This window comes from Streptomyces sp. NPDC058145 (genome assembly GCF_042884245.1).
In the GTDB taxonomy this organism is placed as follows: domain Bacteria; phylum Actinomycetota; class Actinomycetes; order Streptomycetales; family Streptomycetaceae; genus Streptomyces.
Genome location: NZ_JBHVUH010000005.1, coordinates 337,300 through 351,932 on the forward strand (window position 1 = coordinate 337,300; position 14,633 = coordinate 351,932).

Annotated in this window: 15 protein-coding genes; 7 read left to right on the plus strand and 8 right to left on the minus strand. The window is 72.1% G+C overall.

Features of this window, described 5'->3' with window-relative positions; translation table 11 throughout:
* Nucleotides 1–95: 95 nt before the first annotated feature.
* The 6 genes from ACFVVO_RS13995 to ACFVVO_RS14020 all read left to right on the plus strand — a co-directional run bounded on the left by ACFVVO_RS13995 (nucleotide 96) and on the right by ACFVVO_RS14020 (nucleotide 5,632).
* A complete protein-coding gene (locus ACFVVO_RS13995) occupies nucleotides 96–2,315 on the plus strand; it encodes an MMPL family transporter (protein ID WP_390054649.1) in 2,220 nt (739 codons plus the stop codon).
* 151 nt (nucleotides 2,316–2,466) lie between these two features.
* Nucleotides 2,467–2,979: a YbaK/EbsC family protein gene (locus ACFVVO_RS14000; protein WP_390054651.1), complete on the plus strand. Its 513-nt coding sequence runs from the start codon at nucleotides 2,467–2,469 to the stop codon at nucleotides 2,977–2,979.
* Nucleotides 2,976–3,821 (plus strand): EamA family transporter, encoded by an 846-nt coding sequence (locus ACFVVO_RS14005; protein WP_390054652.1) that lies wholly within the window; start codon nucleotides 2,976–2,978, stop codon nucleotides 3,819–3,821. Before ACFVVO_RS14000 ends, ACFVVO_RS14005 begins: the two co-directional genes overlap by 4 nt.
* A gap of 100 nt (nucleotides 3,822–3,921) precedes the next feature.
* Nucleotides 3,922–4,812 (plus strand): NAD(P)-dependent oxidoreductase, encoded by an 891-nt coding sequence (locus ACFVVO_RS14010; RefSeq protein ID WP_390054654.1) that lies wholly within the window; start codon nucleotides 3,922–3,924, stop codon nucleotides 4,810–4,812.
* Nucleotides 4,813–4,867: 55 nt separating this feature from the next.
* On the plus strand, nucleotides 4,868–5,293 hold the full coding sequence (locus ACFVVO_RS14015; protein WP_390054655.1) for a PPOX class F420-dependent oxidoreductase: 426 nt from the start codon (nucleotides 4,868–4,870) through the stop codon (nucleotides 5,291–5,293).
* A 63-nt stretch (nucleotides 5,294–5,356) separates the two neighbouring features.
* A complete protein-coding gene (locus ACFVVO_RS14020) occupies nucleotides 5,357–5,632 on the plus strand; it encodes a DUF1876 domain-containing protein (RefSeq protein ID WP_390054657.1) in 276 nt (91 codons plus the stop codon).
* 222 nt (nucleotides 5,633–5,854) lie between these two features.
* Here the strand turns inward: ACFVVO_RS14020 and ACFVVO_RS14025 are convergent, their stop codons facing one another.
* From ACFVVO_RS14025 to ACFVVO_RS14050, 6 genes are all read right to left on the minus strand, one after another.
* Complete coding sequence (locus ACFVVO_RS14025) at nucleotides 5,855–7,021, minus strand: serine hydrolase domain-containing protein (protein ID WP_390054903.1); 1,167 nt, start codon at nucleotides 7,019–7,021, stop codon at nucleotides 5,855–5,857.
* Between the two features lie 73 nt (nucleotides 7,022–7,094).
* Nucleotides 7,095–7,565: an organic hydroperoxide resistance protein gene (locus tag ACFVVO_RS14030; RefSeq protein ID WP_390054658.1), complete on the minus strand. Its 471-nt coding sequence runs from the start codon at nucleotides 7,563–7,565 to the stop codon at nucleotides 7,095–7,097.
* 128 nt (nucleotides 7,566–7,693) lie between these two features.
* Entirely contained in the window at nucleotides 7,694–8,170 is a 477-nt protein-coding gene (locus tag ACFVVO_RS14035; protein ID WP_390054660.1) for a MarR family winged helix-turn-helix transcriptional regulator, read from the minus strand.
* Nucleotides 8,167–8,931: an energy-coupling factor ABC transporter ATP-binding protein gene (locus tag ACFVVO_RS14040; RefSeq protein WP_390054661.1), complete on the minus strand. Its 765-nt coding sequence runs from the start codon at nucleotides 8,929–8,931 to the stop codon at nucleotides 8,167–8,169. The genes ACFVVO_RS14035 and ACFVVO_RS14040 overlap by 4 nt, the downstream gene beginning before the upstream one ends.
* Nucleotides 8,919–9,680 (minus strand): cobalt ECF transporter T component CbiQ, encoded by a 762-nt coding sequence (cbiQ, locus tag ACFVVO_RS14045; RefSeq protein ID WP_390054662.1) that lies wholly within the window; start codon nucleotides 9,678–9,680, stop codon nucleotides 8,919–8,921. The genes ACFVVO_RS14040 and cbiQ overlap by 13 nt, the downstream gene beginning before the upstream one ends.
* A gap of 1 nt (nucleotide 9,681) precedes the next feature.
* Entirely contained in the window at nucleotides 9,682–10,734 is a 1,053-nt protein-coding gene (locus ACFVVO_RS14050) for an energy-coupling factor ABC transporter permease (protein WP_390054664.1), read from the minus strand.
* Between the two features lie 148 nt (nucleotides 10,735–10,882).
* Between ACFVVO_RS14050 and ACFVVO_RS14055 the strand changes: the two genes are divergently transcribed.
* The gene (locus tag ACFVVO_RS14055) at nucleotides 10,883–11,221 is read left to right on the plus strand and encodes an SsgA family sporulation/cell division regulator (RefSeq protein WP_390054665.1); all 339 of its coding nucleotides are present in this window, start codon (nucleotides 10,883–10,885) and stop codon (nucleotides 11,219–11,221) included.
* A gap of 25 nt (nucleotides 11,222–11,246) precedes the next feature.
* Here ACFVVO_RS14055 and ACFVVO_RS14060 read toward each other — a convergent pair whose 3' ends face one another.
* Together ACFVVO_RS14060 and ACFVVO_RS14065 are read right to left on the minus strand one after the other, a co-directional pair.
* Nucleotides 11,247–12,902, minus strand: coding sequence for a penicillin-binding transpeptidase domain-containing protein (locus ACFVVO_RS14060; protein ID WP_390054667.1), 1,656 nt, complete (start codon nucleotides 12,900–12,902; stop codon nucleotides 11,247–11,249).
* A 93-nt stretch (nucleotides 12,903–12,995) separates the two neighbouring features.
* Nucleotides 12,996–14,627, minus strand: coding sequence for a penicillin-binding transpeptidase domain-containing protein (locus tag ACFVVO_RS14065; protein ID WP_390054669.1), 1,632 nt, complete (start codon nucleotides 14,625–14,627; stop codon nucleotides 12,996–12,998).
* Nucleotides 14,628–14,633: the final 6 nt, after the last annotated feature.

Genomic DNA, 14,633 nt, shown 5'->3' on the forward strand with positions numbered 1-14,633 from the left:
CCCCAGCAAGCCCACCATCTGACGTCACCGCTCACGTCGTCGGGCTGATCGCCCCTGCCCAGCTGAACCCACGACCTGACCGGGAGTACGCCCTCGTGGCCACGTTCCTCTACAAACTCGGCCGGCTCGCCTTCAGGCGACGGCACTTCGTCGCCCTCGTATGGGTCGCGCTGCTCACCCTCGCCGGGGTGGGCGCCGCCTCCGCGCCGCCTGCCGGCAGCACCTCCTTCTCCATCCCCGGTACGGAGGCCCAGAAGGCCTTCGACCTGCTGGAACAGCGTTACCCCGGGATGAGCGCCGACGGCGCCACCGCGCGGGTCGTCTTCAAGGCGCCGGACGGCGAGAAGATGACGGACAAGGCGAACAAGGCCACCGTCCACAAGACGGTGAAGGAGCTGCGGAGCGGCTCCGAGGTCGCTTCCGTCGCCGACCCGTACGCCGGGCACGCCGTCAGCAAGGACGGCACCATCGCCTACGCGTCGGTGAAGTACAAGGTCTCCGGCATGGAGCTGGAGGACTCGGCCAAGGACGCCCTGAAGGACTCCGCGCGGGACGCGCGGGACGCCGGGCTGGCGGTCGAGATCGGCGGTGACGCGCTGACCGCGACCCCCGAGACCGGCTCCAGCGAGGTCATCGGCATCGCGATCGCCGCGGTCGTCCTCGTGATCACCTTCGGCTCGCTGCTCGCGGCCGGATTCCCGCTGCTGACCGCGATCATCGGCGTCGGCATCGGCGTCTCCACGATCGCCGCGCTGGCCAGTGCCCTGGACCTGGGCTCGACCACCTCCACCCTGGCCTCGATGATCGGTCTCGCCGTCGGCATCGACTACGCGCTGTTCATCGTCTCCCGCTACCGCGCCGAACTGGCCGAGGGCCGCGAGCGCGAGGAGGCGGCCGGCCGGGCCGTCGGTACGGCGGGCTCGGCGGTGGTCTTCGCCGGCCTGACCGTCGTCATCGCCCTCGTCGGCCTCTCCGTGGTCAACATCCCGATGCTGACCAAGATGGGCGTCGCCGCCGCGGGCACGGTCGCCATCGCGGTCCTCATCGCGCTCACCCTGATCCCGGCGCTGCTCGGCTACGCGGGCCGCCGGATCAAGCCGGCCGGCGAGAAGAGCAAGCTGCTCGGCGGGGGCCGGGCGCCGAAGAAGCCGGGCCGCCCGAACATGGGCACGCGCTGGGCGAGCTTCGTCGTACGGCGCCCGGTCGCCGTGCTGCTGCTCGGTGTGATCGGCCTCGGCGCGGCGGCCATCCCGGCCGCCTCCCTGGAACTGGGCCTGCCCGACGACGGCTCCCAGCCGGTCTCCACCACCCAGCGCCGCGCCTACGACCTCCTCTCCGAAGGCTTCGGCCCCGGCTTCAACGGCCCCCTGATGGTCGTGGTCGACGCCAAGGACAGCGACCACCCCAAGGCGGCCTTCACCAAGGTCGGCGACGAGATCAAGGGCCTGAAGGACGTCGTCACGGTCACCCCGGCCACGCCCAACAAGTCGGGCGACACCGCGACGATCACCGTCATCCCGGACTCCAAGCCGTCGTCGGCCACCACCGAGGACCTGGTGCACGCCATCCGTGACAAGGGCGCGGACATCACCTCCGCGACCGACGCGAAGGTGCTGGTCACCGGCTCCACGGCGATGAACATCGACGTCTCGCAGAAGCTGAACGACGCCCTGCTGCCGTACCTCGCGCTCGTGGTCGGCCTGGCGTTCCTGCTGCTGATCGTGGTCTTCCGCTCGATCCTCGTCCCGCTGAAGGCGGCCCTCGGCTTCCTGCTCAGCGTGATGGCCGCCCTCGGCGCCGTGGTCGCGGTGTTCCAGTGGGGCTGGCTGTCGGGCCTGATGAACGTGGAGGAGACCGGGCCGGTCATGTCGATGATGCCGATCTTCATGGTCGGCGTGGTCTTCGGACTCGCCATGGACTACGAGGTGTTCCTCGTGACCCGGATGCGCGAGGCGTACGTCCACGGGGAGAAGGCCGGCCAGGCCGTCGTCACCGGCTTCAGGTACGGGGCGCGCGTGGTCACGGCCGCCGCCGTCATCATGATCGCCGTCTTCTCCGGCTTCATCGGCTCCAGCGAGTCGATGGTGAAGATGATCGGCTTCGGTCTCGCCGTCGCCGTCTTCTTCGACGCGTTCATCGTCCGCATGGCCATCGTCCCGGCGGTGCTCGCGCTGCTCGGCAAGCGGGCCTGGTGGCTGCCGAAGTGGCTGGACCGGGCGCTGCCCAACGTGGACGTCGAGGGCGACGGACTGCGGACCGACGCGGAACGCCGGAACACCGACCCCGACGAGGAGAAGGCGCTGGTACGCGCCTGACGTACCGCTTGTGAGGAAGACCAGCCGGTGAGGGTTCCGTGGGGACGGGGCTGCCCTCACCGGCTTCTTCCCGTCCGCCGCGGTGGGCAGGCGCACCGGCCGGCGGCAACCCGTTCGCGTGCACCGTACAGGCACCGCTAGCGTGCCGGTCATGACGACAGCCGCCACTGACGCCGAAGAATCCGGGGCTCACCCCCGTTTCGCCGAGGCCCTGCGCACCCTCGGCCTCCACGAGGTGCTCGCCCGTGCCCGCCGCTTCCCGGAGGGCACCCGTACCGCCGCCGAGGCCGCCGCGGCGGTGGGGTGCGAGCTGAGCCAGATCTGCAAGTCGCTGATCTTCGCGGCGGACGGGGTGCCGGTCCTGGTGCTGATGGACGGGGCCTCGCGCGTGGACGTGGAACGGGTGCGCGACGAACTGGGGGTCCGAAAGGCCACCCGGGCCGAGGCCGGCCTGGTCCGCGAGACCACCGGGTACGCCATCGGCGGCGTACCGCCCTTCGGGCACCGCACCCGCACCCGGGTCCTCGCCGACCGCTCGCTGCTCGCGCACGAGGTGGTGTGGGCGGCGGCCGGGAACCCGCACACCGTCTTCCCGATCGAGCCGAAGGCACTCGTCGCCCACGCGGGCGCCGACCTGGTGGACGTGCGCGAGCAGGTCGCGTGACGCCCCTGGTCACCGCGGCGGTGCTGCTCGCCGCGGTCACGCACGCGAGCTGGAACGCCATCGCGCACCGGATCACCGACAAGCTGGTCGGGTTCACCCTGATCTCCGGCGGCGGCCTGCTGATCGGGCTCGTCATGGCACTGTTCGTGCCGCTCCCGGCCGGGCCCGCCTGGCCGTACCTGCTCGTCTCGGCGGCCGTGCACATCGCCTACTACGCCCTGCTGATGACCTCCTTCCGGCTCGGCGACTTCGGGCAGGCCTACCCGATCGCCCGCGGCACCGCGCCACTCGTGGTGACCGTGCTGGCGGCGGTGTTCGCGCACGAGGTGCCCGGAACGTGGGCGGCGACCGGGATCGCCGTGTCCTGCGTCGGGCTCACCGGCGTCAGCCTGTGGGGACTGCGCGGTCACCGGCCCGACTGGGCCGCGATCGGCGCCGCCCTGGCGACCGGCCTGACGATCGCCGCGTACACGGTGATCGACGGCCTGGGCGTACGCGCCTCCGGGACGCCCCTCGGCTACATCGCCTGGCTGATGGCCGTCCAGGGGCTCGCCATCCCGGCGTACATGTACGCGCGCGTGCGGGGCGACACCGTCCGGCAGCTCCGCCCGTACGCGGCCCTCGGCCTGTCCGGCGCCGCGCTGTCCGTGTCCGCGTACGCCCTGGTGCTGTGGGCGCAGACCCGGGCGGAGCTGGCACCCGTCGCGGCCCTGCGCGAGTCCTCGATCATCGTCGGCGCGGCCATCGGCGCGGTGTTCTTCAAGGAACGGTTCGGCGCGCCCCGGATCGCGGCGGCGGGCCTGCTCGTCGTGGGCATCGGACTGATGCTGCACGCCGGATAGGGCGGAAAGAAACGGTCCGAAGTGGTGACCCGTGGAAGATGACGTGGGACCACGAGGACAAGAACCCCGAGGACACGAACCGTACGACAGGGAGCCGTCCATGACCGACAAGCCGAGCGTCGCCGTTCTGGGCACCGGCATCATGGGTGCCGCGATGGCCCGCAACATCGCCCGCGCCGGACTCGGCGTCCGGGCCTGGAACCGCACCAGGGAGAAGGCCGAGCCGCTGGCCTCCGACGGGATCCGGGTCACCGGCACGCCCGCCGAGGCCGTCGAGGGCGCCGACGTCGTCCTGACCATGCTCTACGACGGCAACACCGCCCTGGACGTCATGCGCGAGGCGGCGCCGGCGCTGCGCTCAGGCGCCGTCTGGGCGCAGTGCACCACCGCCGGCACCGAACTCGTGGCCGACCTCGCCGGATTCGCCGGGGAGCACGGGCTGGTGTTCTACGACGCCCCCGTCCTCGGCACCCGCCAGCCCGCCGAGGCCGGTCAGCTCACCGTGCTGGCCGCCGGGCCACAGGAGGGCCGGGAAACGCTCGCGCCCGTCCTCGACGCGGTCGGCGTCCGGACCGTGTGGACCGGCGACGACGGGGCCGCGGGCAGCGCCAGCCGGCTGAAGCTGGTCGCCAACAGCTGGGTCCTCGCGGTCACCGCGGCGGCCGGTGAGGCGCTGGCCCTCGCCAAGGCGCTCGACGTGGACCCGCATGACTTCTTCGACCTCATCGAGGGCGGGCCGCTCGACATGGGGTACCTGCGTGCCAAGTCCGGCCTGGTGCTGGACGGGAAGCTGACGCCCGCCTCCTTCGCCGTGGGCACCGCGGAGAAGGACGCCCGTCTCATCGTCGAGGCCGGTGAGCAGGGCGGAGTACGGCTCGACGTCGCCGCCGCGACCGCCGAGCGGTTCGCCCGCGCCGCCGCCCAGGGCCACGCCGACGAGGACATGGCCGCCGCCTACTTCGCCAGCTTCGACGAGAAGCCGGCGGGCTGAGAACCGGATTCAGCGCCGAGACCGAGCGAGACCGAGCGAGACCGAGGAGAGCACCGTGTCGAAACCCCCGCTGCCGCCCGAGGCCCAGGAACTGCTGCGCCGCCCCAACCCCTGTGTCATGGCCACCGTGCGCTCCGACGGGGCGCCCGTCACCACGGCCACCTGGTACCTGTGGCAGGAGGACGGCCGGGTGCTGGTCAACCTGGACGAGGGCCGGGTCCGGCTGAGCCACCTGCGCCGCGATCCGCGCATCAGCCTCACCGTCCTCGCCGACGGCGACTGGTACACCCATGTCACGCTGATCGGGCGGGTCGCCGAGCTGCGGGACGACGAGGGCCTGGCCGACATCGACCGGCTGTCCGAGCACTACACCGGCAAGCCCTACCCGGAGCGGTCCCGGCCCCGGGTCAGCGCGTACGTCGAGGTCGAGCGCTGGCACGGCTGGGGTGAGTTCAGGGACAGCGACCAGGCCTCCACGTGACGTTCCGCCCGTGCGGGAGCACCCTGGAACCAGCGGGAATCACTGGTTCCGGAGGTGGCCGACATGATGAACACCACGGTGGGATGGCACGTCGAGCTGGAGTTCAAGGAAGACGATACGCACACCCGGGCGGCCGCTCTGGTGCGCCTGCCCGACGGCAGTGAGGTACGGGCGCACGGGCACGCCAGCCGGCACAACATCGACTCCAACCAGCCCCGGGTGGGCGAGGAGATAGCGGGCGCCCGCGCTCTGAACGAACTGGCGATGCAGTTGCTGACCAAGGCACACGGCGAGATCGACGCGGAGTCCGGGCGGACCTCGCACCCGATCCACGTGTGACGCGGGCGGCCGGTTAACCGAGCGCCGGGCCTGTCCGACAATTCCCGCCCGCCCCGCGACGCCTGGCACGCACGCTCGCCGCGTTGCCGCAGCGCCCGCGTGGCTCGTCCCCCACTCCCGGCTTCGCCCGAGCGGGGGACCCCCGTCGAGGGCGTCCGGCGCCTTGCGATCGCACGCACCGGACGCCGCGGGGCCCGCCCTCCGGGCGGACGACGGCAATTGTCAGACAGGCCCAATGCTCGTACGCACCGCCCGGACCAGCGCCTGCGCCCTCGGGTCCGCCGTCACGCTCTTGCGGAAGCCGTTGGTGACGTAACCGAAGGCGACGCCGGTCTCCGGGTCGGCGAAGGCGAGGGCGCCGCCGCGGCCCGGGTGGCCGAAGGAGCCGGGCGACAGCAGCGGCGAGGCGCTGCTGTGCAGCATGTGGCCGAGGCCGAACCGGGTGCCCACCACGAGGACCCGGTCCGGTCCGGCCGACCGCTCGGCGCGGGCGAGTTCCACGGTCGCCGGGGTGAACAGCCGGGTGCCGCCGTCCAGCTCGCCGATGAGCGAGGCGTAGAAGCGGGCCAGGCCGTCGGCGGTGGCGATGCCGTTGGAGGCGGGCAGGGCCGCCGCGCGGTAGGCGGGCGCGTTCTCGTCCGGCAGCGGGGTGATCGCGGCGAAGGCGCGGCGGGTGAGGGACGCGGGGTCGGCGTAGGCCTCGGACACAGCCCGCTTGGGACGGGTCCGCAGCGTGCCGGACGCCTGCGGTGCCTCCACGGGACCGACCCGGCCCACGCGCGCCTGCTCCGCCTCCGGCAGTCCGAGCCACAGCTGCGCGCCGGTGGGCGCGGCGATCTCCTCCGCGATCCAGGTGCCGACCGGCCGCCCGGTGATCCGCCGGACCAGCTCGCCGGTGAGCCAGCTGTAGGTCTGTGCGTGGTAGCCGTGGTCGGTGCCCGGCTCCCACACCGGGGCCTGGGCGGCGACGGCCGCCGCGCCGAGGTCGGGGTCGGCCGCCTCCTCGGGGGTCAGCGGACGGTCCAGCACCGGTACCCCGGCCCGGTGCGCGAGCAGGTGCCAGACCAGGGTGCGCTCCTTGCCGGCCGCCTTGTACTCCGGCCAGTACTCGCCGACCGGAGCGTCCAGGTCCAGCTCGCCGCGCTGGTGCAGCAGCAGGAGCGCGGCGGCGGCGACGCCCTTGGTCGCCGAGCGCACGACCTGCGCGGTGCCGGGCACCCAGGGGGCGGTGCCGTCCACGTCCCTGATGCCGCCCCGGAGGTCGACGACCTGGTGGCCGTCCCGGTACACGGCGACGGCCGCGCCCCGCTCCCCGAACAGCTCGAAGTTGGCGGCGAACGCCTGCCTGACCGGCTCGAAACCCTCGGCCACAGTGCCGTGCACGTCCACGTCCGCCATCCCTCCCGATCGCCTGCGACAGTGGGTGCAACGGGGTCCGCGGGCCTGCGATTCCTCGGCGGTATCAGCCCAGCAGAATCGTTACATCGATGTTGCCGCGGGTGGCGTTCGAGTACGGGCATACGTCGTGCGCCGCGTCCACCAGCTCCGTCGCGACCTCCCGGTCCAGCACGGGCAGGGAGACGCTGAGGGCGACCGCGAGGCCGTAGCCGCGGTGTTTGTTGGGACCGATGCCGACCTTCGCGGCCACCGTGGAGCCGGTCAGGTCGTAGCCGGCCCGGTTGCCGACCAGGATCAGCGCGTTGTGGAAGCAGGAGCTGTAACCGGCCGCGAAAAGCTGCTCCGGGTTGGTGCCGTCGCCGTTCCCGCCCAGCTCCGAGGGCATCGCCACCTTGAGCTGGATATGGCCGTCCTGACTGGTGACGTACCCGTCGCGGCCGCCGTGGGCGGTGGCCTCGGCGACGTACATGATCTTCGTCGGGCGGGTGTCGGGTGCGGTGTCGACAGCAGCGTCGACCGCGGTGGTGTCGGTCATGATCGGCCTCCCCCGGAACAAGTGGCGCACAAGTACATCGCGCACAAGGTACCGGCCGGTAGGTCGGTGGCCGTCGGCAGGGGTCGCAACCGCGGGTAACCCTCGGGACGGCCGGGACCGCCCCGGAATCAGCGCCGGTCGGCCGCCGCGTCCACGCGCTCGGTCAGCCTCCACAGCGCCGCGCGCAGCAGTGCGGTCTCCTCGGCACCGAGCCCCGTGGCGGTGAGCAGGGCGCCGGGCACGCGCGCCGCGCGCTCCCGGAGCTGCTCCCCCCGCTCGGTGCACGCCACGAGCACCGAGCGCTCGTCGCCGGCCGCGCGCTCCCGGTGCACCAGACCGGCCGCCGCCAGCCGCTTCAGCAGCGGGGAGACGGTGCCGTAGTCCAGGCGCAGGGCGCCCGCCAGTTCCTTCACGCTGGTCTCGCCGCGCTCCCACAGGACCAGCAGCACGAGGTACTGGGGGTAGGTGAGCCCGAGGTCGTCGAGGAGCGGGCGGTACGCGGCGGTCACGGCCCGCTGCGCGGCGTAGAGCGCGAAGCACAACTGGTCGTCCAGCAGCAGCGACCCGGCGGCCTCGTTGTCGTCTTGGTCGTCTTGACGCGTCACGCGCCCATTGTCACGGACCTCGGGTCGAAGCCGAACGGCAGCTCCAGACGGTGCGCCCGCATCAGCGCGTCGTCGGAGAGCAGTTCGCCGGTCGGGCCGTCCGCCGCGATCACGCCCTCGCTGAGGACCAGCGAGCGCGGGCACAGCTCCAGGGCGTACGGAAGGTCGTGCGTGACCATCAGGACGGTGACGTCCAACGAGCGCAGGATGTCGGCGAGTTCCCGCCGGGAGGCCGGATCCAGGTTGGACGACGGCTCGTCCAGGACCAGGATCTCCGGCTCCATCGCGAGCACCGTCGCGACCGCGACCCGGCGGCGCTGCCCGAACGACAGATGGTGCGGCGGCCGGTCGGCGAAGTCCCCCATCCCGACCCGGTCCAGGGCCGTGCGCACCCGCTCCTCCAGCGCGGCGCCCCTGATCCCGGCGGCCGCCGGGCCGAACGCCACGTCCTCCCGCACCGTCGGCATGAAGAGCTGGTCGTCCGGGTCCTGGAAGACGATGCCGACCTTCTGCCGGATCTCGGCCATGTGCCGCTTGCCGACCGGCATCCCGGCCACGGTCACCGTGCCGGTGCCGCCGCCCAGGATGCCGTTCAGGTGCAGCACGAGGGTGGTCTTGCCGGCGCCGTTCGGGCCGAGCAGAGCGACCCGTTCGCCGCGCGCGACGGAGAAGTCCACGCCGAACAGGGCCTGGTGGCCGTCGGGGTAGGCGAAGGCGAGGCCGGAGACCTCCAGCGAGGCAGGTGTAGTCACAGGATCCATCCCAGCAGGCAGACGACGAGGGCGGCGCAGGGGAGGGTGAGGGCGTGACGCCACTCGGCCCGGGACGCGGTCACCTCGTCGATGACCGGCATCGAGCCGGCGTACCCCCGGCTGACCATGGCCAGGTGCACCCGCTCCCCGCGCTCGTAGGAGCGGATGAACAGCGCGCCCGCCGACTTGGCGAGCACCCCCCAGTGCCGCACGCCCCGTGCCTCGAAGCCCCGCGACTCACGGGCGATCCGCATCCGGCGCATCTCGTCGGTGATGACGTCGCCGTAGCGGATCATGAACGAGGCGATCTGCACGAGCAGCGGCGGCAGCTTCAGCCGCTGCAGCCCGAGCAGCAGTTCGCGCAGCTCGGTGGTGGCGGCGAGCAGCACGGAGGCGGCGACGCCGAGGGTGCCCTTGGCGAGCACGTTCCAGGCGCCCCACAGCCCGTTGACGCTCAGCGACAGGCCGAGCACCTGCACCCGCTCGCCCTCCGCCACGAACGGCATGAGCACCGCGAAGGCCACGAACGGCACCTCGATCAGCAGCCGCTTCAGCAGGAAACCGGCGGGCACGCGCGCCAGGCGCGCGACGAGGGCGAGCAGCACGGCGTAGACCGCGAACGCCCACATCGCCTCCCGCGGGGTCGAGACGACGACGACCACGAACGCGAAGGCGGCCGCCAGTTTGGTGTGCGGCGGCAGGGCGTGCACGGGCGAGTGCCCGTGCCGGTAGAGCCGGTGCGCGTGTCCCGCTCCCACGTCAGGCGCCCGTGCTCGCGGTGGAGGCGGGGGAGACGTCCGTGCCGCGGCGCCTGCGCACCGCCCAGAACACCGTGCTGCCGGCGACGACGGTGACGCCGACGCCGATCACGCCCGCGAGGCCGCCGGACAGCCGGGCGTCGGAGACGTCCTTGACGCCGTAGTGGGCGAGCGGGGAGTCGGACGAGGCGTGCTTGCCGGCCTTCTTGTCGATGCCCTGGTCGTGCGCGACCTTCTCCAGGCCGTCGGGGTTCGCGGAGGCGTAGAAGCTCACGAACCCGGCGAGGACCAGCGAGGTGACCAGACCGGTCAGCCACAGGGTGCGCCGGGAGGCGCGCGCCGCCACGGGGGCGGCCGGCGCGGGGGCGTCCACCAGCTCGCCGTTCACCCGCAGTCGCAGACGCTGCCGCAGCCCGCGCGCGCCGTGCACCAGGTCCGGGCGCACGGCGACCACGGCGCCCACGGTGAGGGCGGTGATCACGGCCTCGCCGAGTCCGATCAGCACATGGACGCCGATCATCGCGGTCGCCACCTTGCCGATGGAGATGTCGGTGGTGCCGCCGACCGCGTACATGAGCGTGAAGGCGACGGCGGCGGCCGGCACCGAGACCAGCGCGGCGACGAAGGAGGCGACGGTGACCGAGCGCCGCTTGCGGGGCAGCAGGGCCAGCAGCCCGCGGAAGACGGCGTAGGACACGACCGTGGTGACGATCGCCATGTCGGTGATGTTCACGCCGAGCGCGGTGAGCCCGCCGTCCGCGAACAGCACCCCCTGCATGAGCAGCACCACCGACACGCACAGCACCCCCGTGAAGGGGCCGACGAGTATCGCGGCGAGCGCACCGCCCAGCAGATGGCCGCTTGTTCCGGCCGCCACGGGGAAGTTGAGCATCTGTACGGCGAAGATGAACGCGGCCACCAGACCGGCCAGCGGAGCGGTGCGCTCGTCGAGTTCGCGGCGGGCACCCCGCAGGCTCACCGCGATGGCGCCGGCGGCGACCACCCCGGTGACGGCGGAGACAGGGGCGTTGATGAATCCGTCAGGTACGTGCACCGTTTGATTTTAGGGCCTTGTTGCGAAGGGTTTGCAAGAGAGACGTCGTTTCCGTCTCGCGGAGGTGCAAATCGGAAAATATGGGACATTAGAGAAGAGGCGGAGGCGCAGCTTCCGCTGAGGTGACTGAGCGTGAGAGGGCGGTCCGATGTCTGTAGTCGAACAGTACGCGCGCGCCCATATCGTCACGGACGAGGAGGATCCGGGGGCCGTACCCGTCGTGCTGCGCTATGACCCCGACAGTGATCCGCGATCGGTGCACATCGATCTGCCCGGCACGCATGAATGGACCTGCTCCCGCGCCCTGCTGGAACGGGGACTGACCGCGCCCGCGGCGAGCGGTGACGTACGGGTGTGGCCGTGCGGACGTGTCCAGGCCGTCGTCGAGTTCCACTCCGACCGGGGTGTCTCGGTGGTGCAGTTCGAGTCGAAGGCACTGATCAGCTTCCTGCGCCGGACCCACACGGCCGAGCCGGTGGTGAGCTGAGCCGGGCCGGTGGTGGCAGGGGGGCTCAGCTCCCCTGCTTCAGCAGCGTCGCGACGATCGGCCCCGCCGTGTCACCACCGTGACCGCCCGCCTGGACCACACCGGCGGCCGCGAGGTCGCCCCGGTAGGCGGTGAACCAGCCGTTGGGCTTCTTCTGCCCGTCGACCTCCGCCGAGCCGGTCTTCGCGCCGTAGTCCGGGCCGAGCCCGGACATGGCCTCGGCGGCGGTGCCGTAGGCGGCCGTGTATCGCATCAGCTCGCGTAGCTGCGACAGCGTCTTGCCCGACAGGGCGCGGGACGCGGTGGCCAGCTTGCGGTGGTCGACGGACGGGGAGACCAGGTAGGGCTGGTGGAAGCCGCCCGACTGCACCGTCGCGGCGACCGAGGCCATGTTCAGCGGGTTCATGCGCACCCCGCCCTGCCCGATCAGCGACGCCGCCATCTGCGCCGCCGACTGCACCGGCACCGCGCCGTCGAAGGTCGGCACGCCGATCGCCCAGTTGTTCATGGACAGGCCGAAGACCTGCTGGGCCTGCTTGGTCAGGTCGTCGTTCTCCAGCTTCTTCGCCTGGCTGATGAAGGCGGTGTTGCAGGAGCGGGCGAAGCTCGCCTTGAACGTGCCGCCCTTGATCTCGAAGTCGTCGTCGTTGTGGAACTTCCAGCCGCCGTAGGTGAACGTCTTCGGGCACGGGTGCTTCTTGTCCACCGAGGCCAGGCCCTTGTCGATCAGCAGCGACGAGGTGATGACCTTCATCGTGGAGCCGGGCGCCAGGGAGCCCTGGAAGGCGGTGTTGAAGCCGTGCCCGCTGTTGGCGACCGCGAGGATCTCTCCGGTCGAGGGCCGCACGACCACCACCGAGGCGTGGTCCCGCTTGCCGACCTGCTGCTCGGCCGACGCCTGCAGGGCCGGGCTGAGCGTCGTGTGCACCGTCCCCGGAGTGCCCTTGCTCAGCTCCAGCAGCGTCTTGTCGGACAGCTTGGCCGCCTTGGCCGCCTTGCCGCGCACCACGCGCAGCTCCACGCCCGCCTTGCCGCCCGCCGTCTTGCCGTACTTCTGGCGCAGCCCGTCCAGCACGGTGCCCAGCGAGGGGTACTTCGCGGCCGTCAGCTCCCCGCCGTCGCGGTCCAGCGCCGTCACCGGCGGGGTGCCGGACTCGCCGGTGACGAGTTGGTCGCCGTCCTCCAGGTCCGGGTGGACGACCGAGGAGTGCCAGTCGACCAGCGGTTCGCCGTCGCTCTTCCGCCGCACGACCGTGAGCGAGCTGTCGTAGCCGAGCGGCTTGCCGGTGCTCTTGTACGAGACCGTCGCCTTGACGGAGAACGGCACCTTGGCGTCGGCGGCCTTGCCGGCGGTGAGCGTGACGCCCTTCAGGCGGGCGTCCTTGGTGGCGCCGGTGAGCAGCTCCGCCGCGGCGGACGGGTCGTCGGTGGCGGCCGCCGCCTCGGTCACCCTGCCGTGCTGCCAGGCGGTGAGGAAACGGGTGGAGGCCGTGCGCACCTCGGCGGCGCTGAGCGGGCCGGTCTTGACGGTCGGGCCGGACGGCCGCTCGTCGGCAGCCGCCCCGCCGCCGTACAGCGCGTAGGCACCGAGTCCGGCACCGCCGACGACCACGGCGATCATCCCGCCGAGCATCACCGGTCTGTTCTTCCGCCGCTCGGCGACGCGCCTTCTCTTGCCCACAGCCTCAGTTCCTCCGCGCCTTCCCCAGCGTCCCACGGCCCGCACACCCCAACGACGCCGACCAGCCTAAAGTCCCCGGCTGCGTGGGTGACGTCAGCCTGCGGTCCGTAGCACGCTTGCGACAATCGGCCCGGCCGCGTCGACGCCGTGACCGCCGTCCTGGACCATCGAGGCGGCGGCCACGTCATCGCGGTACCCGGCGAACCAACTGTCAGACTTCGCCTGCCCGTCGGACTCGGCCGAACCCGTCTTCGCGCCGATGTTCCCGCCGAGCCCGGACATGATGGTGGCAGCGGTGCCGCTGGTCGCGGTGCGGTTCATCATCGCGCGCAGTTGCTGGACGGTGCTCTGCGCCAGCCCGCGCGCGCGGGCCGGCTCGCGGTGGTCCAGGGCCAGCGGCACGATCACCGGCTGCCGGAAGGCGCCGGTCATCGCGGTCGCCGTGACGGAGGCCATGTTCAGCGGGCTCATCTGCACCTGGCCCTGGCCGATCAGATTGGCCGCGCTGTCCGGTCCGCCGGAGGCGGGCACCCGGCCGTCGAAGGACGGCACGCCGATCTTCCAGTCGTTCCGCCCGAGCCCGAACCGGTCCTGCGCCTCCTTGGTGAGGGCGTCCACCCCGAGGCCGTCGGCGAACTTCACGAACGCCGTGTTGCAGGAGCGGGCGAAGCTCTCCGAGAGGGTGGCGTTCTCGTTCGGGGCCAGATTCTTGAGGTTGTGGAACGTCTGGCTCTGCCAGACGGCGGTCGGCGGGCAGGGAGCCTTGCCGTTCGCACTGGTCAGGCCGGTGTCGATGAGGGTCGCCGCACTGATGATCTTCATGGTGGAGCCGGGCGGGCGCTCGCCGAGCAGGGCCGCGTCGAAGCCGTCCTCACGATGGTTGGCGACGGCCAGGATCTCGCCGGTGCTGGGCTTCACGGCCACGACGGACGCGTCCGGGTACTTCCGCACGGCCGTCTCCGCCGCCGCCTGCGCGCTCGCGCTGAGCGTGGTGCGGAGCCTGCCCGGCCTGCCCTTGGCGAGGGTGAGCAGGGTGGTGTCGGCCGGGCTCTCCTCGCCGGTGCCCTGGTGGCGTATCACCAGCTCCACGCCGGGCCGGCCGTCCGTCGTGTCGCCGTACCGCTTGCGCAGCTCGTCCAGAACCGGGCCGAGCGAGGGGTACTTCTCCTTCGACAGCACCTGCCCGTCGCGGTCCACGGCCTCGATCTCGGGCGCCGAGGACTCGCCGGTCGCGAGGGTGTCGCCCTTGCGCAGCCGCGGGTGCACGACGGAGGGCTGCCAGTCGACCAGGGCGCGGTGCGAGGTCTCGCCGCGCACCACGGTCAACGTGCTCTCGTAGCTCAGCGGTTGCGACTTCCCGCCATATGACACCGTGGCCCTGACCGTGAACGGTACTCTCGCGCCGGTGGCCGCGCCGGGCTTGATGTGCACCTTGGTGAGGTGCGCGTCGCCTCGATACGCCGTCAGCAAGTCCCTGGCCGACTCGGGGAAGTTGGTGTACGAGGCGGCCGTGGCGGCGTCCCCCTTCTCCCAGGCGGCGAAGAACCTCCCCGTGGTGTCCTTCACTTCGTCCCGGCTGGGCGGCCCCGTCCGGACGGCGGCCGCGCCCCCCGTCCCCCCGTCGCCGTTCAGCGCGGACAGGATGTTGTAGGCGCCGTAGCCGGCACCGCCCAGCATCACCGCGCACACGCCACCTATGACCCCGGCCTTCACTCCGCTGCGCATCAGGCG

Excerpts from the sequence above, each read along its gene's own strand:
- ACFVVO_RS14000 (WP_390054651.1), top strand. The coding sequence starts at position 2,467 with ATGACGACAGCCGCCACTGACGCCGAAGAATCCGGGGCTCACCCCCGT.
- ACFVVO_RS14010 (WP_390054654.1), top strand. The coding sequence starts at position 3,922 with ATGACCGACAAGCCGAGCGTCGCCGTTCTGGGCACCGGCATCATGGGT.
- ACFVVO_RS14020 (WP_390054657.1), top strand. The coding sequence starts at position 5,357 with ATGATGAACACCACGGTGGGATGGCACGTCGAGCTGGAGTTCAAGGAA.
- ACFVVO_RS14030 (WP_390054658.1), bottom strand. The coding sequence starts at position 7,565 with ATGACCGACACCACCGCGGTCGACGCTGCTGTCGACACCGCACCCGAC.
- ACFVVO_RS14040 (WP_390054661.1), bottom strand. The coding sequence starts at position 8,931 with ATGGATCCTGTGACTACACCTGCCTCGCTGGAGGTCTCCGGCCTCGCC.
- ACFVVO_RS14055 (WP_390054665.1), top strand. The coding sequence starts at position 10,883 with ATGTCTGTAGTCGAACAGTACGCGCGCGCCCATATCGTCACGGACGAG.
- ACFVVO_RS14065 (WP_390054669.1), bottom strand. The coding sequence starts at position 14,627 with ATGCGCAGCGGAGTGAAGGCCGGGGTCATAGGTGGCGTGTGCGCGGTG.